The 21299-nt window shown below is 63.0% G+C and carries 21 protein-coding genes and 1 tRNA gene; 21 read left to right on the top strand and 1 reads right to left on the bottom strand.

Annotated elements, in window-relative coordinates:
* Nucleotides 1–2 precede the first annotated feature (2 nt).
* The 19 genes from aroC (at nt 3) to ACR0R4_RS06645 (ending at nt 16322) form a co-directional block, all read left to right on the top strand.
* Nucleotides 3–1199: a chorismate synthase gene (aroC, locus tag ACR0R4_RS06735; RefSeq protein WP_433646559.1), complete on the top strand. Its 1197-nt coding sequence runs from the start codon at nt 3–5 to the stop codon at nt 1197–1199.
* On the top strand, nt 1196–1963 hold the full coding sequence (locus tag ACR0R4_RS06730) for a shikimate kinase (RefSeq protein ID WP_433646558.1): 768 nt from the start codon (nt 1196–1198) through the stop codon (nt 1961–1963). Before aroC ends, ACR0R4_RS06730 begins: the two co-directional genes overlap by 4 nt.
* A complete protein-coding gene (gene aroB, locus ACR0R4_RS06725; RefSeq protein ID WP_433646557.1) occupies nt 1960–3054 on the top strand; it encodes a 3-dehydroquinate synthase in 1095 nt (364 codons plus the stop codon). Before ACR0R4_RS06730 ends, aroB begins: the two co-directional genes overlap by 4 nt.
* Before the next feature lie 100 nt (nt 3055–3154).
* Entirely contained in the window at nt 3155–4588 is a 1434-nt protein-coding gene (locus ACR0R4_RS06720; protein ID WP_433646556.1) for an MFS transporter, read from the top strand.
* On the top strand, nt 4585–5247 hold the full coding sequence (gene rpe, locus ACR0R4_RS06715; protein WP_433646555.1) for a ribulose-phosphate 3-epimerase: 663 nt from the start codon (nt 4585–4587) through the stop codon (nt 5245–5247). Before ACR0R4_RS06720 ends, rpe begins: the two co-directional genes overlap by 4 nt.
* A 55-nt stretch (nt 5248–5302) precedes the next feature.
* Nucleotides 5303–5566 (top strand): phosphoribosyl-ATP diphosphatase, encoded by a 264-nt coding sequence (locus tag ACR0R4_RS06710; RefSeq protein WP_433646554.1) that lies wholly within the window; start codon nt 5303–5305, stop codon nt 5564–5566.
* A gap of 46 nt (nt 5567–5612) precedes the next feature.
* Nucleotides 5613–6455 (top strand): ATP phosphoribosyltransferase, encoded by an 843-nt coding sequence (hisG, locus tag ACR0R4_RS06705; RefSeq protein WP_433646553.1) that lies wholly within the window; start codon nt 5613–5615, stop codon nt 6453–6455.
* Complete coding sequence (gene hisF, locus ACR0R4_RS06700; RefSeq protein ID WP_433646552.1) at nt 6455–7234, top strand: imidazole glycerol phosphate synthase subunit HisF; 780 nt, start codon at nt 6455–6457, stop codon at nt 7232–7234. The genes hisG and hisF overlap by 1 nt, the downstream gene beginning before the upstream one ends.
* On the top strand, nt 7231–7626 hold the full coding sequence (hisI, locus tag ACR0R4_RS06695) for a phosphoribosyl-AMP cyclohydrolase (protein WP_433646551.1): 396 nt from the start codon (nt 7231–7233) through the stop codon (nt 7624–7626). The genes hisF and hisI overlap by 4 nt, the downstream gene beginning before the upstream one ends.
* A gap of 28 nt (nt 7627–7654) precedes the next feature.
* On the top strand, nt 7655–9205 hold the full coding sequence (locus tag ACR0R4_RS06690; protein ID WP_433646550.1) for an anthranilate synthase component I: 1551 nt from the start codon (nt 7655–7657) through the stop codon (nt 9203–9205).
* A complete protein-coding gene (locus ACR0R4_RS06685; RefSeq protein WP_433646549.1) occupies nt 9198–9815 on the top strand; it encodes a Trp biosynthesis-associated membrane protein in 618 nt (205 codons plus the stop codon). The genes ACR0R4_RS06690 and ACR0R4_RS06685 overlap by 8 nt, the downstream gene beginning before the upstream one ends.
* Nucleotides 9816–9914: 99 nt before the next feature.
* Nucleotides 9915–10148: an HGxxPAAW family protein gene (locus ACR0R4_RS06680; protein WP_433646548.1), complete on the top strand. Its 234-nt coding sequence runs from the start codon at nt 9915–9917 to the stop codon at nt 10146–10148.
* A 1-nt stretch (nt 10149) separates the two neighbouring features.
* Entirely contained in the window at nt 10150–10920 is a 771-nt protein-coding gene (gene trpC, locus ACR0R4_RS06675; protein ID WP_433646547.1) for an indole-3-glycerol phosphate synthase TrpC, read from the top strand.
* Nucleotides 10921–10958: 38 nt separating this feature from the next.
* Nucleotides 10959–12221, top strand: a complete 1263-nt coding sequence (trpB, locus tag ACR0R4_RS06670; RefSeq protein WP_433646546.1) for a tryptophan synthase subunit beta — start codon at nt 10959–10961, stop codon at nt 12219–12221.
* Nucleotides 12221–13018 carry a tryptophan synthase subunit alpha gene (trpA, locus tag ACR0R4_RS06665; protein WP_433646545.1) on the top strand — a complete coding sequence of 266 codons (798 nt, stop codon included), beginning with the start codon at nt 12221–12223 and terminating at the stop codon, nt 13016–13018. The genes trpB and trpA overlap by 1 nt, the downstream gene beginning before the upstream one ends.
* 78 nt (nt 13019–13096) lie before the next feature.
* The gene (lgt, locus tag ACR0R4_RS06660; protein WP_433646544.1) at nt 13097–14053 is read left to right on the top strand and encodes a prolipoprotein diacylglyceryl transferase; all 957 of its coding nucleotides are present in this window, start codon (nt 13097–13099) and stop codon (nt 14051–14053) included.
* A gap of 41 nt (nt 14054–14094) precedes the next feature.
* Complete coding sequence (gene pyk / locus ACR0R4_RS06655; RefSeq protein ID WP_433646543.1) at nt 14095–15570, top strand: pyruvate kinase; 1476 nt, start codon at nt 14095–14097, stop codon at nt 15568–15570.
* Nucleotides 15571–15621: 51 nt separating this feature from the next.
* Nucleotides 15622–15703: transfer RNA gene (locus ACR0R4_RS06650), tRNA-Leu, on the top strand.
* A 16-nt stretch (nt 15704–15719) separates the two neighbouring features.
* A complete protein-coding gene (locus ACR0R4_RS06645) occupies nt 15720–16322 on the top strand; it encodes an ANTAR domain-containing response regulator (protein ID WP_433646542.1) in 603 nt (200 codons plus the stop codon).
* A 51-nt stretch (nt 16323–16373) separates the two neighbouring features.
* Here ACR0R4_RS06645 and ACR0R4_RS06640 read toward each other — a convergent pair whose 3' ends face one another.
* The gene (locus tag ACR0R4_RS06640; RefSeq protein WP_433646645.1) at nt 16374–16811 is read right to left on the bottom strand and encodes a hotdog fold thioesterase; all 438 of its coding nucleotides are present in this window, start codon (nt 16809–16811) and stop codon (nt 16374–16376) included.
* Between the two features lie 185 nt (nt 16812–16996).
* Between ACR0R4_RS06640 and polA the strand changes: the two genes are divergently transcribed.
* Nucleotides 16997–19621 carry a DNA polymerase I gene (polA, locus tag ACR0R4_RS06635; RefSeq protein ID WP_433646644.1) on the top strand — a complete coding sequence of 875 codons (2625 nt, stop codon included), beginning with the start codon at nt 16997–16999 and terminating at the stop codon, nt 19619–19621.
* Between the two features lie 191 nt (nt 19622–19812).
* Nucleotides 19813–21261, top strand: a complete 1449-nt coding sequence (gene rpsA / locus ACR0R4_RS06630; protein ID WP_433646541.1) for a 30S ribosomal protein S1 — start codon at nt 19813–19815, stop codon at nt 21259–21261.
* Nucleotides 21262–21299: the final 38 nt, after the last annotated feature.

Below are 21299 nucleotides of genomic sequence, written 5' to 3'. Positions count from 1 at the left end.
CTATGTTGCGTTGGCTCACGGCCGGAGAATCTCACGGCCCAGAACTCATTGCTGTCCTCGAAGGCATGCCCGCAGGGGTACCCATTTCGCTTGCCCTGGTGCGCGAAGACCTGGCGCGCCGAAAGCTGGGATACGGCCGCGGATCACGCATGAAGTTCGAACAGGACGAGCTGAACTTCTCCGGCGGCGTCGTGCAGGGGCGCACCATCGGTGGGCCGATCGCGATTCGCATTGGCAATACCGAATGGCCTAAGTGGGTTGAGGTGATGAGTGCTGAACCGACCGAGCTGTCTGAGAAGTCGCGTGGCCGAGGTGCCGCGCTCACTCGCCCACGACCCGGCCATGCTGACCTCACTGGGATGCAGAAATATGGCTTCGACGAGGCTCGACCCGTGCTGGAGCGGGCAAGTGCCCGCGAAACCGCGGCACGGGTCGCGCTCGGAGCGGTTGCTCGCGCGTTTCTTGCCGAGCTCGGTATTCGTCTGGTGAGTCACACGCTCGCGGTGGGCCCGATCGAGGTGCCCGCAGGCTCGCCGCTGCCCCGGCCCGAGGACGTGGCAGTGCTTGATGCCGATCCGCTGCGGTGCTTTGACCCGGCCACCAGCGAGCGTATGGTGACCGAGGTCGATGACACCAAGAAATCTGGCGACACGATCGGTGGAATCGTCGAGGTGCTCGCCTACGGCCTGCCGCCCGGACTCGGTTCCTACGTGCACTGGGACCGGCGGCTCGACTCGCGACTCGCGGGGGCGCTCATGGGGATTCAGGCGATCAAAGCCGTCGAAGTTGGCGACGGCTTCGAGACCACTAGGCGTCGGGGATCCGCCGCGCACGACGAATTGCACGTGCGCAACGGTGACATCGTGCGCGACACCGATCGGGCTGGCGGCATCGAGGGTGGCATGACCACCGGGCAGGTGCTGCGTGTTCGGGCCGGAATGAAACCAATCGCGACGGTGCCCAACGCGTTGCCCACCATCGACGTGTTGACCGGCGAAGAGGCGAAGGCGCATCACCAGCGCAGCGATGTGTCTGCGGTACCTGCCGCCGGGGTCGTCGCAGAAGCCATGGTCGCGCTCGTTCTCGCAGACGCGGTTACCGAGAAGTTCGGTGGCGACAGTGTGGCGGAGACGGCGCGCAACATGAAGAGCTATCTTGCCGCGATTCCGGAGAAGCTCGCAACCAGCATCGAATCGTGAGCGACGAAGCGGGTCAGCGACCGGTGCCGACGCCACCGAAGCAGCCGCTTACGCAGCCGATCAATATCGTCGCGGAACGCCCGCCCGCGAAGCGGAGGGTCTCTCGGCGAAGACGTAAGAATCGCCTGCCCGAGCGAGCAATCGTGTTTGTCGGGCCGATGGCCGCAGGCAAGACGAGCCTCGGCAGGCGCGTCGCGAAGGATCTCGGCATCCCGTTCATCGACACCGATGTCGTGTTCACACGCAGTCACGGCGCGATTACGGACTTTTTTGCTGAGCACGGCGAGGCTGCCTTCCGCGCGATCGAAGCTGACATCATCGCGAGAGAACTCTCTGAGCCGGGTGCGCGCATCGTCGCGCTCGGAGGTGGTGCCGTGATTACCGAGCGCACCCGGGAACTTCTGAAGGAGTATCCGGTCGTGCTTCTGATGACCACGCAGGCATCGGTGTTGCGCACTGCAAACCTCGACAAGCGGCCACTGCTGCGCGACGACCCCGGGGCCTGGGGGCGCATTCTCGATGCGCGTCGGCCGTTCTATGCCGAGGTGGCCGACGTGACCTTCCGTACCGACCGTGCGACGAAAGAACAACTTTCGCGCCGGGTCGTGCAGTGGGCCAGGGCTCAGGGGCGTGGCAAGTACGGTGAGCCTCTCGTCGGACGAAGCCAAGCATCTGGACCCCGCATCGCCCCCGATGCGCAAGGCACCGACACAACTCAGACCCCCAACTCGACACCGACGAAAGACGAGCCGCGCACGCCATGACCGACACCACAGCCCAAGGCCCCACCCAGATCTCGGTCACGGGTGAGGGCAACTACACCATCACCGTGGGCCGCGGTTTGACCGACCGGGTTGCCGAGGCGCTGGGTGAACGCGTCAATAAGGTGCTGATCGTGCACACGCCCACGGTGGGAAAGCTCGCAGATGAGTTGCGAATTGAACTACAGAAGCAGTTCGGCCAGGTTCTGCTCGCGGAGGTGCCCGACGCGGAATCGGCAAAGCGCGTGGAGGTTGCGGCGTTTTGCTGGCAGATTCTCGGCCAGGCGGACTTCACGCGTAGCGATGCGGTGATCGGCCTCGGCGGTGGAGCGGTGACGGATCTCGCGGGGTTCGTGGCAGCCACGTGGCTGCGCGGCGTGCGGCTCGTGCAGATTCCCACGACGGTGCTCGGCATGGTGGATGCCGCGGTTGGCGGCAAGACCGGAATTAACACCACCGAGGGGAAGAACCTGGTGGGCGCGTTCTATGCACCCCACGCGGTGATCTGCGACCTTGACCTGCTGCAGACGCTCCCGAAGAACGAGATACTCGCCGGCTTTGCGGAGGTGGCGAAATATGGATTCATCGCAGAACCCGAGATTCTCGACACGATCGAGCGCGATGTGGAGCGCGCGACCGATCCTGGTTCAGATGAGTTTCGCCGGCTCGTCGAGCTCTCGATTGGGGTCAAGGCGCGGGTCGTGTCGGATGACTTCCGCGAGGGAGGACTGCGCGAGATCCTCAACTACGGCCACACGCTTGGCCACGCGATTGAGCACGCCGAGCGTTATCAGTGGCGCCACGGCGTCGCGGTCTCGATCGGTATGGTCTACGCGGCAGAGCTCGGTCGAATGGCTGGCTCGCTGTCAGACGCGGTGGTCGCACGCCACCGCTCGGTGCTCGGGACGCTCGGTCTTCCACTGAGCTATCCCGCTGATCGCTGGCACGGCCTCCTGGCGACGATGCAGCGCGACAAGAAGGCGCGGGCTGGCATGCTGCGCTTCATCGTGCTCGACGATATCGCAAAACCGCGAGTGCTCGCCGGGGTGGATGAGTCGGTCTTGCAGTTCGCCTACCAGGAAATCGCCAGCTAGCGATCGGGGCGCGGATGCGTCCCGGCGTCGCGAAGTTTTTGTGACCTATTCAGGTTCACTGGCCCTGCCCGATCTGCGAGAATCACCTTACTCTTAACGTATGAGTCAGCACACGCCCCCTCCCGGGGGAATGCGTACCTTTTTTCAGGTGCTCGCAAACACGGCGGTGGCGAACCTCACCACTAACTTCCTGTGGTTCTCGCTCGTGTTCTGGGTCTATCTCGAGACTCGCAGCATCCTGGCCACGGGGGTGCTCGGTGGTGCCTACATGATCCTGCTCGCCGTGTGCTCAATGTGGTTCGGGTCGCTGGTGGATCGGCTCCGCAAGCTCCGTGTCATGCTGCTGTCGGCGTGGATCACGCTCGCGGCGTTCTCGATCGGAACAGCGATATTTTTCCTGATCCCGCACGAGACACTGCTGCGGATCGACGGCCCGTGGTTTTGGGTGTTCACCGTGATCCTCCTCGCCGGGTGCGTGGTCGAATTGCTCCGAAACTTGGCGCTTGCGACCACGGTCACACTGCTCGTACCCGACGACCGACATGCCAATGCGAACGGGCTCGTGGGGACGGTGCAGGGGCTCGCCTTCATTGTCACCAGCGTGTTCAGCGGACTCTCGGTGGGCCTTCTGGGCATGCCGACGACCATGATTATCGCGCTCGTCTTGACCGCGGCACCCATTGTGCACCTCCATATGCTCCGCATACCCGAACCAGAGATCGCGCACGATCCCAACCGCAGCGCGGTGGACTTCAGGGGCGGGATGACAGCGATCCTCCTCGTGCCGGGCCTCATTGGGCTGATCCTCTTCACGACGCTCAATAACCTTGCGAGTGGTGTCTATATGGCGCTGCTCGACCCCTACGGACTCAACATGTTTCCGGTTGAGATCTGGGGTGTCGTGTTTGGCGTAGCGGGCACCGGTTTCATCGTCGGAGGTGCCCTCGTCGCACGATTCGGGCTTGGAACGAACCCGATCCGCACCATGCTGATCTTGGTGATACTTATCGGAGTGCTCGGTGCAACCTTTACCCTGCGCGAGTGGCCATGGCTCTTCATCGTTGGCATCTGGTTGTTCATGGTCGCAATGCCGGCGATTGAAGCCGCCGAGCAGACCGTGATCCAGCGTGTCGTGCCCTATGAGAAGCAGGGCCGGGTGTTTGGGCTTGCGATGACCTTTGAGGCGGCGGCGTCGCCGATCACCGCGCTGATGATCGCACCGGTCGCCGAGTTCTTCATCGTGCCCTACATGGAAACCGCTGCCGGGCAGGAGCGCTGGGGGCTGCTGCTCGGGGAGGGCGAGAGCCGAGGCATTGCGCTCGTCTTCTTCTGGTCGGGAGTTGCGATGGTCGTGCTCGGTGCGGCGGCATTCTTCACGCGCACCTTCCGCACGTTGAGCTTTAGCTACGCGGAGGCTGCCCCCGATGTCGGCGCGTCCGAGCCAAGTACCCCGGCCGCAGCGACCACTCAAGGTGCGGATGCGCCGGCTCTGGGTGATCCACAATCTGAGCAAAGCCGTACACTTGAACGGTGACCGTGCACCGCATTAACCCGAGCATTCTTTCCGCCGATTTCGTGAACCTGCAGCATGAGCTTGAGCGCATCACAACAGCCGACCTCGTGCATGTTGACGTGATGGACAATCATTTCGTGCCCAATCTCACGATGGGACCACCGATTGTCGAGCGAATCCAGGCGGTCTCGCCGATACCGCTTGACGTGCACCTCATGATTACCGACGCTGATCGATGGGCGCCGGGGTACGCCGAGATGGGCGCCTACTCGGTGACCTTCCATGCCGAAGCCGCCGCAGATCCTGTTTCGCTTGCGCGGCGTATCCGTGACATCGGCTCGCGTGTAGGCATCGCGCTGAAGCCGGGGACCGATCCTGAACCGTACCTCGAGTTGTTGCCCGAATTCGACCAAGTGCTCGTGATGACGGTTGAGCCTGGATTTGGCGGCCAGAAATTCATGGCTGAGATGATGCCGAAGCTGCGCCGCTTCGCAGACGCGAAGGCGCGGCTGGGCCTGGATCTGTGGCTGCAGGTCGACGGGGGAATCACGGTCGATACGATCGGCATGGCGACCGAGGCAGGGGCCGACACGTTCGTCGCGGGTTCTGCGGTCTTTGGCGGCGTGCCCGAAGACCGGATCGCCGAGTTGCGAGCCGCAGCGGCCACTCACCGCCACTGAACCAGTGCACTGGCTACTCGCTCCACCCACACAGAAGAAACGGTACCCTGAAGAAGTGAAGTCGTTCGAGGCGCTATTCGCCGAAATTAGTGAGAAGGCCAAGACCCGGCCCGAAGGCAGCGACACCGTCGCGCGGCTTGATGCAGGTGTTCACAGCATCGGAAAGAAGATCGTTGAGGAGGCTGCCGAGGTATGGATGGCCGCCGAATACGAGAGTGACGAGGCCTGCGCCGAAGAGATCAGTCAGCTGCTGTACCACCTGCAGGTACTGATGCTGGCGAAGGGGATCTCCCTGCAAGACGTGTACCGCCATCTCTAGCGTCAGCGCGCGTCGCCAATCTCTGCCACCACGGAAGGACACACCCATGCTCCGCGTTGCGGTTCCCAATAAAGGCTCGCTGTCTGAGATAGCGGCCGAGATGCTCGGTGAGGCCGGATACAGCGGCCGTCGCGACAGCCGCAAGCTCGTGCACACGGATAGTCGGAACGAGATCGAGTTTTTCTACCTTCGCCCGCGAGATATCGCGACCTACGTGGGCTCGGGGGCACTTGACGTAGGCATTACCGGACGCGACCTACTGCTTGACTCCGGGTCCGAGGCGCGCGAGATCGCTCACCTCGACTTCGGCGACTCCACCTTCCGGTTTGCCGCTCCCAAGGGCTCGGGCATCACCGAGATTGCGCAGCTCGCCGGGATGCGGGTCGCGACCAGCTACCCAAAGCTCGTTGATGATTTCCTCCGCGAGCGAGGTGTCGAGGCCGTGACGGTCAAACTTGACGGTGCCGTTGAATCGGCAGTCCAGCTCGGCGTCGCCGATGCGGTGGCCGACGTGGTGTCGACTGGCGCGACGCTGCAGGCGGCGGGCCTCGTCATCTTTGGTCCGGTGATTCTCGAGTCAACTGCGGTGCTCATCGGAGGGCCGAGCAGCCAAGACGGTATCGATCGCCTGTTGCGCCGACTCCGGGGTGTGCTGGTGGCCCGTAAATTTGTGCTCGTTGACTACGACCTCGAGGAGTCGAAGCTTGAAGCCGCGGTCAGTATCGCTGGCGGAATCGAGTCACCCACGGTCTCGCCGCTGCGTGAGGACGGCTGGGTTGCTGTGCGGGTCATGGTGCTCGCAGAAGAGGCCAACGAGGTGATGGATAAACTTGCCGACCTCGGTGCGCGCGCGATCCTCGTGACCGCGATCCACGCTGCGAGGCTGTGATGTCGGTCGCCGTGCGCGTGATCCCGTGCCTGGATGTGGCAGCTGGCCGGGTCGTCAAGGGCGTGAACTTCTTGAACCTCCGGGATGCGGGTGACCCCGTCGAGCTCGCTGCGAAATACGCTGAGCAGGGCGCCGACGAACTCACGTTCCTCGACGTCACTGCGACCGTGGACGATCGCAGCACCACGCATGACGTTGTGCGTCGCACGGCAGAACAGGTGTTCATCCCACTGACGGTCGGTGGAGGCGTGCGCACCAGCGACGACGTGGCGAGGCTCCTCGGTGTGGGGGCAGACAAGGTGGGCGTCAACAGTGCGGCCATCGCGCGGCCGGGCCTCGTCGATGAGATCGCCGATCGTTTCGGATCTCAGGTGCTCGTGCTTTCACTCGACGTCAGGCGCAGCACGCGGCAGCCGAGCGGGTTTGTGGTGACCACACACGGTGGGCGCAACGAGACCGACCTTGATGCCCTGGAATGGTGCGTCGAGGCGGTGCGGCGCGGGGCCGGAGAACTCCTGGTGAACTCGATGGATGCCGACGGTACGCTTGCTGGCTTTGATCTCGAACTCACCGCCCAGGTGCGCGCGCTCTGCTCGGTGCCGGTGATTGCCTCCGGAGGTGCGGGCAAACTCGAGCACTTCGCGCCGGCGATCGCCGCGGGTGCCGACGCGGTGCTCGCCGCATCGGTGTTTCACGACGGAACCTTCACGGTGGGTCAAGTTAAACGTGCGATCGCCGATGCGGGGTATGAAGTGCGCCTCACCGAGAGTGTCGCATGAGCGCGGCGGATCGGGCAAACGTGGCGGAAATTGAAGTCACAGAATCGCTCGACGCCCTGGTGTTTGGCCAAGACGGGTTAATGCCCGCGATCATTCAGGACGACGAAACTCATGAGGTGCTCATGCTCGCCTGGATGGATCGCGAGGCAGTGCGTCGCACGTTGACCACCGGCCGGGTGACGTTCTGGTCGCGATCGCGCCAGGAATACTGGCGCAAGGGAGACACCTCGGGGCACCGACAGTACGTGCGTACGGTCGCCATGGACTGTGATGCCGACACTCTGCTCGTGCGTGTGGTGCAACTCGGCGCGGCCTGCCACACCGGCACGCGCACATGCTTCGAGGGTCGCGGGCTTCCAGCTCACCCGGGCGACCCGACAGACAAAAAGTGATGCGCACACAGCGCGATAGGCTGGAAAAGTGAGTCTCACCACGTCACGCGCCGACTTCGATGCGGCCCGCGCCACCCATTCAGTCATTCCCGTCTGCCGCGAAATCTTCGCTGATGCCGACACTCCGGTCAGTATCTACCGCAAGGTCGCTGGTTCTCGTACGGGCACGTTCCTCCTTGAGTCCGCCGAGCAGGGCGGGGTGTGGACCCGGTTCAGCTTCGTTGGAGCCGGGAGCTTCGGCGTACTGAGCGAGCGGGACGGTCGCGCACACTGGCTCCCTGAGCCCGGCAAGGGTCTGACCGAAGAGCGACTGTTGTCGGGTGGAATCGCCGCACTCGCCCCGGCGGCAGCGCTGCGCGCCGTGGTCGAACGCTGGGAGCAAGAGCCCACCCCCCACCTCCCGCCGCTCGCGAGTGGCTTTGTTGGGTACCTCGGCTGGGACACGGTGCGGCAGTTTGAGCGACTCGAGCATGGGCCTAGTGATGGCCCGGGTTTGCCCACTCAGAGCCTCAGTTTTGTCTCGGAGCTTGTGGTGATCGATCACCGAGAGGGCAGCGTCGTCTTGCTCGCAAACGTCTTGAACGACGCCGAGGCCATCTCCGCCCAGGCGCAGTGGGACGACGCGCAGACTCGGCTTGACGCACTGCAGGAGGCGCTTGCGGCGCCCCTCTCATCACCGCTCGGCATGCTCGACCGCGACGCACTGCCCAACGCGGTGCGGTTGACAGCCGAGACCGACTACCTCGCGGGGGTCGACCGCTCGAAGCAATACATCGTAGACGGAGACATCTTTCAGGTCGTGCTCTCACAGCGCTTCGATCAGGAGTGCACTGCAGATCCCCTTGACGTGTACCGGGTGCTGCGGCATCTGAACCCCAGCCCGTACCTGTACCTCCTGCAGCTGGAGGACGCGACGGGCAGACCATTCGCGGTGGTGGGTTCAAGCCCAGAGGCCCTGGTGACCGTGCAAGAAAGCGGTCACGTGATGACTCACCCGATTGCTGGCTCGCGACCGCGTGGTGCATCGGTTGACGAAGATCAGCAATTCGAGCGAGATCTCCTCGCCGACGAAAAAGAGCGAGCCGAGCACCTCATGCTGGTGGATCTCGCACGCAACGACCTGCTGCGCGTCTGCGAGCCTCACAGCGTCGAGGTCACCGAGTTCATGCGTATCGAGCGATTCAGTCACATCATGCACATCGTCTCGACCGTCGAGGGTCAGTTGCGGGAGGGGCAGAACTCGGTGGATGCCTTGCGAGCGACCTTCCCCGCAGGCACACTCTCGGGAGCACCGAAACCACGCGCGCTGCAGATCATCGACGAGCTCGAGCCGGTGCAGCGAGGCGTCTACGGGGGAGTGGTGGGATACTTCGGACTCGCCGGGGCCGCCGATCTTGCCATCGCGATTCGCACCGCAACGATTGTCGACGGGATTGCCATGGTGCAGGCTGGCGGGGGCATCGTCGCCGATTCGGTGCCGACGCTCGAAGACCAGGAGTCGCGAAACAAGGCCGCGGCACCTCTTCGAGCTGTGGCCATCGCGAACACCCTCCGGCATTTGGATGTGCCACGTGCGTAGCAAGCTTCCCCTGCTCGCCGCCGTTGCACTCTCGAGCGGACTCGCGTTGGTCGCAGCGACGCAGCCCTGGGCAACGATCGTGCTCGTCGAGGGTGCTGCCGCAGCGGGCGCGCTGCAGGTGAGCGGTCAGGATCTCAACGCCTCGTTGTCGCCGGTCGCGATCGCCGCGCTCGCGGCTGCGCTCGCGTTGACGATCGCCGGAAAGATTTTTCGTCGGGTGCTGGGGATCCTCGTCGCGGCGCTGGGAGCCGGGGCAATTGCCGTTGCTGTCGGTGTGCTCGCGGATCCGGTGGGTGCCGCCGCGGGGCGGATTGCCGAAATAACGGCAATCTCCGGCGCCGACCAGCTAGCACTCATCCAGTCCAGTGCGCTTTCGGTGTGGCCGCTCGTGACTGCGATTGCTGGCGGTGCGCTGATCGTATTTGGTGTGCTCGTGGTGATACTGAGTGGCAGGTGGGGCACGGCTGGCCGCAAGTACGAATCGAGAACCGGCGCGGATGTGGCTGAGCGAGCCGCGACCGAGCCAGACCGTATCTCTGACTGGGAGCGACAGAGCGACGGTGAGGACCCGAGCGAAATCGATTCATTGCCAGAGTCCCCCAAAAAGTAGGGTTGGTCACCACCGACCCGCGACAGACTGCCACTCGGTTCGCAGGAAATGCCCAGCAACCGGTAGGCTTGAGACGAACCATAGGCTTCAAGGAGATTCATGAGTACCCACCACGGAGACCCCGGACACGGCGATTCGCCAGCTGCGTGGACGGCGGTGATCGTCATGCTGCTCGGTATCGCTTTTGGCACGGTCGCGTTCTTCCTGCACCAGCCACTTCTCGTGTGGATCAGCGTCGGCGTTGTTGCATTGGGCGGAGTGCTCGGCTGGGTGCTCTCAAAGGCCGGGTACGGCGTCAAGGGCCCGAAGTTCACGCCTAAGACGCACGAATAACGTGCTCGAGCAACTTCTCGCGGGCTCACTAGAAGACGCGCGGGCTCGGCGAGAGCTGCGGCCACTGGCTCAGGTTGAGGCCGACGCGATTGCTCGGCCCGAGGCCCTTGATGCGATCGAGGCCCTCCGGCCGACCGACCACATTCGTGTGATCGCAGAGGTGAAGCGGGCGAGCCCTTCGCGCGGCGACCTCGCAGATATCCCAGAACCACAGGCCCTTGCCGCGCAGTACGAGGCCGGCGGCGCGAGTGTCGTGAGTGTCCTCACCGAGCAACGCAAGTTCAAGGGATCCCTCGCCGACTTGGAAGCCGTGCGCAAGGCTGTGAGCATCCCCGTGTTACGCAAGGATTTCATAGGTGACGAGTATCAGATTCTTGAGGCCCGTGCAGCTGGGGCCGATCTCGTCCTCCTCATCGTCGCCGCCTTGCCGCAACCGGTTCTCGTCAGACTTCACGCACTGATCCGCGAACTGGGAATGACACCGTTGGTGGAAGCTCATTCCGCAGATGAGGTTGCTCGGGCTGTCGATCTTGGCTCGCAATTGATCGGTGTCAATGCGCGCAACCTCAGCACGTTCGAACTTGATCGGGAGCTCTTCGGCCGGGTCGCTGATCAGATTCCTGCGGGAGTGATTCGCGTGGCCGAGTCCGCAGTGCTTGATGTGAGCGATGTGATCCGGTATCGCGAGGCAGGGGCCGACGCGGTACTTGTCGGCGAGGCGCTGGTCACTTCCGACCCCATCGCCACGCTGCAGAGTTACCTCAGCGTCTGAAAACCTTACATCTGGGAAGAGGCACCATGACTCAGGACATGACTCAAGATCAGAACGAACTCGGACCACTGCGCGCACAGTCAGGGCCGTTCTTCGGTGACTTCGGTGGGCGGTTCATGCCGGAGTCGTTGATAGCAGCGCTCGACGAATTGACGCAGGCATACGAAGATGCAAAGAATGATCCCAGCTTTGCGGCCGAGCTTGCAGAATTGCACCGAAGCTATACCGGTCGACCCTCGATCCTCACGGAGGTCAAGCGGTTCGCCGAGCACGCGGGTGGGGCGCGCATCATCCTGAAGCGGGAAGACCTAAACCACACCGGTTCCCACAAGATCAACAATGTGCTCGGTCAAGGGCTGCTCGTTAAGCGACTCGGGAAGACCCGGATCATCGCAGAGACAGGTGCCGGCCAGCACGGAGTGGCAACAGCCACGATCGCAGCACTGTTTGGGATGGACTGCACCATCTACATGGGCGAGGTCGATACCGAGCGGCAAGCGCTGAACGTGGCGCGCATGCGCTTGCTGGGCGCCGAGGTGATACCGGTGAAGACTGGGTCGCGCACCCTCAAAGACGCGATCAACGAGGCGTTCCGCGACTGGGTTGCAAACGTCGACACGACGCACTATCTGGTGGGCACAGTTACCGGGCCACATCCCTTCCCGGTCATGGTGCGCGATTTTCACAAAGTCATTGGCGAAGAGGCACGAGCACAGATGCTCGAGCTGACCGGTGCACTCCCCACCGCAGTGGCAGCCTGTGTCGGTGGCGGTTCGAACGCGATCGGCATCTTCCACGCGTTCCTTGACGACCCGGAAGTTGAACTCTACGGCTACGAGCCTGGTGGGCACGGAATCAGTTCTGGAGAGCACGGCGCTACCATCGGCGAGGGGTCGCAGGGGGTGCTGCACGGCTCCCGCACGTTCGTGCTGCAAGACGCAGACGGGCAGACCCGCGAATCGTATTCAATCTCAGCTGGGCTCGACTACCCGGGAGTTGGTCCCGAGCACGCGTGGCTTGCCAGCATTGATCGGGCGAACTACGAATCGGTCACCGACGACGAAGCGATGCAGGCGCTGCGGCTACTTAGCCAGACCGAGGGCATCATTCCGGCGATCGAGTCGGCGCACGCGCTCGCCGGGGCACTTCGACTCGGAAAGCAGCTGGGCGAAGGCGCGGTGATTCTCGTGAATCTCTCGGGACGCGGTGACAAAGACATGGCGACCGCGGGCCGGTACTTTGGGCTGTTTGATGGAACCGAACTCGAAGGCGCCTCCGCGAGTGCAGGAGAGGGGCACTGATGGCGAATCACGAGTCACAGGTTTCCGCAGCCATCCGACGGGCCAAGGAATCGCGTCGCGGAGCGCTCGTCGGGTACCTGCCCGTTGGCTTCCCGGATCTCGACACCAGTGTCGCCGCGGCGATCGCGATGGCGAAGGCCGGGGCCGATGTGATCGAACTGGGGCTGCCGTACTCCGACCCCGTGATGGACGGAGTGGTGATTCAGGAGGCCACGCAGACCGCGCTGGCAGCCGGCTTCCGTCTCACTGATGTTTTTGAGGCAGTGCGTCGCGTACGAGAGGCGGTCGACACGCCGGTACTCGTGATGACCTACTGGAACCCCGTGTTGCAGTACGGTCTCGAACGATTTGCAGGCGATCTCGCTGCCGCCGGGGGGGCTGGGCTCATCACGCCAGATATCACCCCCGACTCTGCAGCCGAGTGGATCTCCGTGAGTGAACGTCTCGGACTTGACCGCGTGTTCTTGGCCGCGCCGACATCCTCCGATGATCGTCTCGCGCTCGTTTCCCGCAGCACCACTGGGTTTGTCTACACCGTTTCTACGATGGGCATCACCGGAGAGCGCACCCAACTCGACGAGGCAGCTCGGAATCTCACTACGAGACTGCGCGAGAGCGGGGCCGAGCTGGCGTGCGTCGGGATCGGCATCTCGACGGCTGCGCAGGTGTCTGCGGCGCTCGAATACGCAGATGGTGCGATCGTGGGCACCGCCTTCGTGCGGGCATTGCGTGACGGAGGCATCGAGCAACTCTCCCGCGTGGTGCGCGAAATCGCAGCTGGCACCGCCCAGCATTGACCTGGCACTGATATACCCGCGGTAGGATTTTGTTGACCCGCGCCCGATGGCGCAGAGCGTGATGCGAAAGAGCGGTACATGATTTTTCCGATGAGTATTCCGAGCCCCGACGTGCAGTTTCTGCAGATCGGTCCGCTGCGCGTCTACTTCTACGCCCTGTGTATCCTCGCGGGAATTGTGCTGGCGACGATCTGGACGGGCCGGAGGCTGACGCGCCGGGGTGGCGAGCGCGGCGTCGTCATTGATTTCACAGTGTGGTCGGTAGTGCTGGGCATCCTCGGTGCGCGCCTGTACCACGTGGTCACTCACTGGGGAGATTACTTTGGCGAGGGAAAGAACTTCCTCGAAATCTTTGCGTTCTGGAATGGCGGCATCGCGATCTTCGGTGCCCTCATCGGCGGCGGTATCGGCGTGCTGGTCGCTTCACGCATCACCGGGATTCGCTTCTGGTCGTTTGCTGACGCGCTCGTTCCGGGTCTGTTGATTGCTCAGGCAGCGGGTCGCTTAGGCAACTGGTTCAATCACGAGTTGTTCGGCGGCCCCACCACGCTTCCGTGGGGGCTGCAGATCGAGTCAACCAACTCCGCGTTCCCGATTGGCCTGCCCGAGGGCACACTCTTTCACCCCACGTTCCTCTACGAGATCGTATGGAATACACTCGGCGTGATCGTACTGTTGCTCATCGAGCGACGCCTCCGCCCACGCTGGGGCACGTTCTTTGGCATGTACCTCATCTGGTACGGCATTGGTCGCGCCGTCATCGAGTCGATGCGTGTGGATCCGAGCCTCATCATCTTGGGGCTGCGCACCAACGTCCTCGCGGCGCTCCTCGCGGCGCTCCTCGGTGTCATCATCATCTTTGTCCAACGCCGTCGCCATGTCGGTCTCGAGGCGAGTATCTATCTTCCCGGACGCCGCAATCCGGCCGATGCGGTTGACGAATTGACGGCGAACCCCGACGAGTACTACCACGTACTCCCGGATCGCACGAAGGCTGTGGCCCCACCAGCAGGGGTCTCACCGTCGACCATATAGGCGAGCCCGAAGCGGGTCCACCATCGAACGAAAGGCAGGCCATGCGCCACGCAAAGATCGTTGCAACCTGGGGACCAGCGGTCTCGAGTTACGATCACACGCTCGAGCTCATTCGCGCCGGGGTGAATGTGGCACGGTTGAACATGTCTCACGGCACGCACAACGTGCATGAGGGCATTTTCCGTAACATTCGCCGCGCGGAGAACGAGGTGGGCAGGCCCATTGCCGTGCTCGCCGATCTGCAGGGCCCGAAGATTCGATTGGGCACGTTCGCGGCAGGACCGTTTGATCTCGCAGAGGGCGACGAGTTCGCCATCACCACTCGCGATGTCGTTGGTGACCAGACAATCTGCGGCACGACCTATAAGGGCCTTCCCGGCGATGTCCGTGTGGGCGACCCACTGCTGATCGATGATGGCAAGGTGGGGTTACGTGCGGTACGGGTAACCGAAGACACCGTGCATACTGTGGTTGAGATTCCGGGCGCGGTCTCGAACAACAAGGGCATCAACCTGCCCGGTGTGGCCGTGAACGTGCCGGCGTTGTCGGAGAAAGACGAGGCCGACCTTCGGTGGGCCTTGCAGCTAGGTGTCGACTACATTGCACTCTCGTTCGTGCGCGATGCCGCCGACATCACTCGCGTGCACGCGATCATGGCAGAAGAGGGAGTGAAACTCCCCGTCATCGCCAAAATCGAAAAGCCTCAGGCAGTCGAGAACCTTGAGGCTATCGTCGATGCGTTTGACGGCATCATGGTCGCACGTGGCGACCTGGGTGTCGAGATGCCTCTCGAACAGGTTCCGCTTGTGCAGACCGAGGCGATCGCCGTCGCGCGACGCATGGCGAAGCCCGTCATCGTGGCCACGCAGGTGCTCGAGTCGATGATCGAAAGCCCGAGGCCCACTCGCGCGGAGGCGTCCGACTGCGCAAACGCGGTGCTCGACGGTGCCGACGCGGTGATGCTCTCAGGTGAGACAAGCGTTGGGGCATTTCCCGTGGCCGCCGTTGCCACCATGGCCCGCATCATCGAGGCGACCGAAGATCACGCCCTCGACAGGATCGATCCGTTGCGCACCAGCCCGCGCACCCAGGGGGGTGTGCTCACGCTGGCGGCGGCGGAGGTGGCGGAGTTCATTGGGGCCAAGTACATTTGCGTGTTCACGGAGTCCGGCGACACGGTGCGCCGGATGTCTCGACTCCGCAAGCCAATCCCGATCATCGGGTTCACGCCGAGTCGAACAATCCGTCGACGGATGGAGCTGACCTGGGGTGCGCGCAGCTATGAGGTTCCGCGAGTCGGCTCTACCGACGAGATGTTCGAGCAGGTCGATAAGGTGCTGCTCGACGCGGATCGTGTGGAGATCGGCGATAAGGTACTGATCATCGCAGGTTCGCCTCCCGGAACCGTGGGATCCACAAATACGCTCAGGATTCACCGGATGGGGGAGACCTTGGGGCTACTTCCCGAGGCCGGGCCGCGGAAACACGTCATCGGACGGGGAAGCATCCCGCTCTAGATGCGATAGTGTTGCACAGGTGGAAAGCGACTTTCGAGCCGCTACCCATTTGCCGGATTGGCGGAATTGGCAGACGCGGCGCACTCAAAATGCGTTGCCTTCGGGCGTGGGGGTTCAAGTCCCCCATCCGGCACCGTTAAACTAAGACAATGACTGAGCAGACTTCTTCCCCCGGCGCGGCACGTCGTGTCGTCGTCGCAGAAGACGAATCCTTGATTCGTCTCGACATCGTTGAAACGCTTCGCGACAATGGCTTTGACGTTGTCGGAGAAGCGGGTGACGGTGAAGAGGCGGTGCGTCTGGTAACGGAGTTGCGCCCCGACCTCGTCGTGATGGATGTGAAGATGCCGAAGCTTGACGGCATCTCGGCGGCCGAAATTATCAATAAAGATCACATCGCCCCCGTAGTGCTCCTTACCGCCTTCAGCCAGCGCGAGCTGGTTGAGCGTGCGGGAGAGGCCGGTGCCTTGGCCTACGTAGTAAAGCCGTTTACCCCGGCTGACTTGATCCCAGCCATTGAGATTGCACTCTCACGCTTTCAGCAAATCGTGGCGCTTGAGAGTGAAGTTGCCGATCTTGCAGAGCGTTTCGAGACGCGCAAGCTGGTGGATCGTGCGAAGGGTATCTTGAACGACAAGATGGGCCTCACCGAGCCCGAGGCGTTCCGCTGGATCCAGAAGGCCTCAATGGATCGTCGCCTCACCATGCAAGACGTGGCGAAGACGATCATCGATCAGCTCGGGCCCAAGTAGCACGAAGCGGCGAGACGAACACCCCGGTTTCTGACCGGGGTGTTCGTCGTTCTAGCCGGCCGCGTGGGGCTCGGCCACCTGCTTGAAGAGGTTTGTGATGCGGATCGTGGAGCAGCGTTTGCCCGCCCCATCGCGCACGACGATTTCGTGCACCGAGATCGTGCGACCGACGTGAATCGGCACGCACACCCCGGTGACGACACCGGCCATGGCCGAACCCGTGTGGGTTGCGTTGATGTCGACTCCGACGGGAACCGTGCCCTCGGGTGCCACGAAGGCCGCGTGCGTCGAACCGAGTGATTCTCCCAGCACGACATAGGCGCCACCATGCAGCAGGCCGATCGGTTGGGTGTTTCCGAGCACGGGCATCGTCGCGACGGCGCGCTCACGCGTGAACTCAGTGAACTCGATGCCCATGCGTTCGGCGAGAGCGCCCACTCCGAATCGGCTCAAGAATGCTTGGCCATCCGCGTTGTTCGGCGAGTCCACCGGCGTGGTGTCTAATGCCGTTGGCACAGTGGGTTGCGTGCCTCCCTCGGTGGATTCTGCTCGGGGTGCTGTCACCGTATCCGCTTTCTCGCGTTCATAATATCCGTGCCTCTTAGGGGCCGATCGGCGCGCCCGTCGGAGGCGGCTTGTAGGCTAAGTGGGTGTCGAACACTCAGCCTACCCTCATGCTCATAGACGGCCATTCCCTGGCATTTCGCGCGTTCTACGCGCTGCCCGTGGATAGTTTTCAAACCCAGTCCGGTCAGTACACCAACGCGATCCACGGGTTCATCGCCATGCTGATTAACCTGCTGGGTGCCGAGCAGCCCGATTCAATCGCTGTGGCCTTCGATATCTCGAGGCATTCGTTCCGCACTGATGAATACCCCGAATACAAAGGAACCCGCGGCGAGACACCGGCCGAGTTCAAGGGTCAGGTTCCTCTTCTGCAGGAGGCCCTGCACGCAATGGGGATCCGCACCATTGAGAAGGAGAACTACGAGGCCGACGACATTCTGGCCACGCTCGCGACGCAGGGGGCCGACGCCGGGTATCGCGTGCTCGTGGTGAGCGGCGACCGCGACACGATTCAGCTCGTCGATGAGCGCATCACGCTGCTCTACCCCTCGAAGCAGGGTGTGAGCGAACTGACGCGGTACGACACGGCAAAGGTGCTTGAGCGCTACGGCATCAGGCCCGAACAGTATCCCGAAATTGCCGCACTGGTCGGCGAGACGAGCGACAACCTGCCCGGGGTGCCCAAGGTGGGCGAAAAGACCGCGGTGAAGTGGATCAACCAGTTCGGCTCGCTGGAGGAGATCTTGCGTCGCCAGGACGAAATTGGCGGGAAGGTGGGGGAGAGTCTCCGCGAGCACGCACATCTGGCCGAACGCAATCGTCGCCTGAACCGACTGGTGCGTGACGTTGACCTCGACCTGAGCGTCGACCAGCTTGAGCGCGGCAACATCGACATGGCGGCCGTGCAGCAGGTGTTTGCCAAGCTGGAGTTCCGCACTCTGCTGCAGCGGGTGAGCAAGCTTGCGGGCATCGATGCGGCCGACGGGAGCGCCGCCGCGGCCGCAAGCTCGCTCGCGCCCCAGCTGCCTGAACGTCGTCTGCTGCTCGACGAAGAGCTCGGCGACTGGCTATCGAAGGCGGTGCAGCCGGGCATTGTGATTTCCGACACGGGCAGTGGTTTCGAGGTGGGGATCGCCACCCCTGATTCGACCGTGCTGGTGCACTGGCAGCCCGGTGGCCGCGATTACCAGCAGTTTGAAGAATGGCTTGCTTCAGAAGCGCCCAAGGTGCTGTTTGACGCAAAGGCGCAGCTGAAACTCGCGGCGCGAGCTGGGGTTGCCATGCGCGGGATCGAGGGCGACGTCTTGATCGCCGCCTGGCTGCTGCGGCCGAGCACGCCAGAGAAGACACTCGACGAGGCAGTGTTCCGATTCTTGGGCGAGCAGATGCCGAAGGCCGACCCGAACCAATTGCTCCCCGAGGAGGGTGCGGGGGCGGGGCCCGAAGCTCTTGCCTGGTACCTGGTGCGAGCTCACGAGGTCGCAGTGTCGCGCTTCGAGGGGCGTACGGGATCGATCTATACAGATATCGAACTGCCGCTGGTGTCGGTGCTGGCCGCACTCGAGGATCGCGGCGTGCAGATTGATCTCCCGCTCTTGCAGGCACACGAGGCCGAGCTTCGGGGGCGTGTGGCCGAGCTTGAGCAGCGCGCCTTCACGGCGATTGGCCGAGAGGTCAATCTCTCCTCGCCCAAGCAGTTGCAGCAGGTGCTCTTCGACGAACTGGACATGCCGAAGACTCGCAAGACCCAGACGGGCTTCACGACCGACGCGGCCGCGCTCGCGGACCTCCAGGCCAAGAACCCGCACCCCTTCCTCGATGCGCTCCTCGCGCACCGAGATGCCAACAAGCTGCGTCAGATCGTTGAGGGTCTAATTAAGGCGGTGCAGCCCGACGGAAGGATCCACACCACCCTGTTACAGATCGGCGCGAGCACTGGGCGCCTCGCCTCGACCGAGCCGAACCTCCAGAACATCCCGGTGCGCACAGAGGAGGGGCGTCGGCTGCGCGAGGGCTTCATTCACGCGCCCGAGTTCGAGGCACTCATGACGGCCGACTACTCCCAGATTGAAATGCGCATCATGGCGCACCTCTCGGGCGATGTTGCGCTGATCGAGGCATTCATCGAGGGTGAGGATCTCCACCGGTTCGTGGGCTCACGCATCTTCGGGGTGACCCCGGCTGAAGTGACTGCCGAGATGCGCTCGAAGGTGAAGGCGATGTCGTACGGTCTCGCCTACGGGCTTTCCGCCTTTGGGCTCTCGAAACAGCTGGGTATCTCGGCGGCAGAGGCCAGGCAACTCATGACCGACTATTTTGAGCGCTTTGGCGGGGTGCGTGACTACCTGCGATCGGTGGTTGAGCAGGCCAAGCGCGCCATGTTCACCGAGACGGTGTTCGGCAGGCGTCGGCCGTTCCCCGATCTTGCGAGCCCGAATCGGGTGTTGCGCGAGAACGCCGAACGCGCGGCGCTCAACGCCCCGATTCAGGGCACGGCTGCCGACATCATGAAGATCGCGATGATCGGCGTCGAACGACGCATGCGCGAGGCGAAGCTTTCGTCGCAAATGATCCTGCAGATTCACGATGAGCTGATGTTCGAGGTTGCGCCCGGTGAATGGGAAGAACTCGAGGTGATTGTGCGTGAGGAGATGGGGGGAGCAGCAGACCTCACGGTGCCGCTCGAAGTGCAGGTCGGCCGCGGCCCGAACTGGAATGCAGCAGCGCACTAGCATTCGCGTGCACCAGGCTAGACGTTCAAGGAATCGGACTTGGGTTTCCATCTTCTGTCGCATAGACTGAAATGTCACAACTGTGACGAATCAACCATGTCCACATGCTGGATGGTGCGTTGATCCGCGCGAATCCTTTGCGTGAATCACCGTGTCCAGCCTGATTCCCTGTCCATCTGGAGACCAATTACATGACGAATGCAACGACCGAAAAGGCAAGCAAGCAGGTCGCAATTAACGACATCGGCTCGGCCGAAGACTTCCTTGCCGCGGTCGAGAAGACCCTGAAGTTCTTCAACGACGGCGACCTCATCGAGGGCACCGTGGTGAAGATCGATCGCGACGAGGTTCTCCTCGACGTGGGCTACAAGACCGAGGGTGTCATTCCCTCGCGCGAGCTGTCCATCAAGCACGACATCAACCCCGACGAGGTGGTGAAGGTTGGCGACGCTGTTGAGGCACTCGTGCTCCAGAAGGAGGACAAGGAAGGCCGCCTGATCCTGTCGAAGAAGCGTGCGCAGTACGAGCGTGCGTGGGGCGATGTGGAGAAGATCAAGGAGACCGACGGTGTCGTCACCGGTACGGTCATCGAGGTCGTCAAGGGTGGTCTGATCGTCGACATCGGGCTTCGCGGCTTCCTTCCCGCTTCGCTCATCGAGCTTCGCCGCGTTCGCGATCTCACGCCCTACCTGGGTCAGGAGATCGAGGCCAAGATCCTCGAGCTCGACAAGAACCGCAACAACGTGGTGCTGTCGCGTCGCGCACTGCTCGAAGAAACGCAGTCGGCTAGCCGTTCGTCCTTCCTCGCTGACCTCAAGCCCGGCCAGGTGCGCAAGGGTGTCATCTCCTCGATCGTCAACTTCGGTGCGTTCGTTGATCTGGGTGGCGTGGACGGTCTCGTGCACGTCTCCGAGCTCTCCTGGAAGCACATCGAGCACGCCTCCGACGTTGTCGAGGTGGGCCAGGATGTCACCGTCGAGGTGCTCTCGGTTGAGCTTGATCGCGAGCGCGTCTCGCTGTCGCTCAAGGCTACGCAGGAAGATCCGTGGCAGGTATTCGCCCGCACCCACGCGATCGGTCAGATCGCACCGGGTGTCGTCACCAAGCTCGTGCCCTTCGGCGCGTTCGTGCGTGTTGCGGACGGCATCGAGGGCCTCGTGCACATCTCGGAGCTGTCGGGTCAGCACGTTGAGCTCGCTGAGCAGGTCGTTTCGGCCGGCCAGGAGGTCTTCGTCAAGATCATCGACATCGATCTCGAGCGCCGCCGCATCTCGCTCAGCCTGAAGCAGGCGAACGAGGGCGTCGATCCCGAGGGCACCGAGTTTGATCCCGCGCTCTACGGTATGACCGCCGAGTACGACGATAACGGTGAGTACAAGTACCCCGAGGGCTTCGATCCTGAGACCCAGGAGTGGAAGGAAGGCTTCGAGACCCAGCGCGAGAAGTGGGAGCAGGAGTACGCTGCAGCCCAGGCTCGTTGGGAGTCGCACAAGAAGCAGGTCGGCCAGTCGCTCATTGAGCTTGCTGAAGCCCCCGCGACCGATTCGGGCGCGACGAGCTACTCGAGCGAGTCGCAGGCTGGCGCGCTCGCAGACGACGAGGCCCTTGCCGCGTTGAAGGCACGTCTCGAGGGCAACTAACCCCTCACACTGAAGGCCTGGCCAGGGAGATGTTTCCC

Source organism: Leucobacter fengyongliangi, assembly GCF_050971685.1.
Classification (GTDB): domain Bacteria; phylum Actinomycetota; class Actinomycetes; order Actinomycetales; family Microbacteriaceae; genus Leucobacter.
The sequence above is the reverse complement of the archived record's forward strand: the minus strand, read 5'-3'. Positions and strand labels throughout refer to the sequence as shown.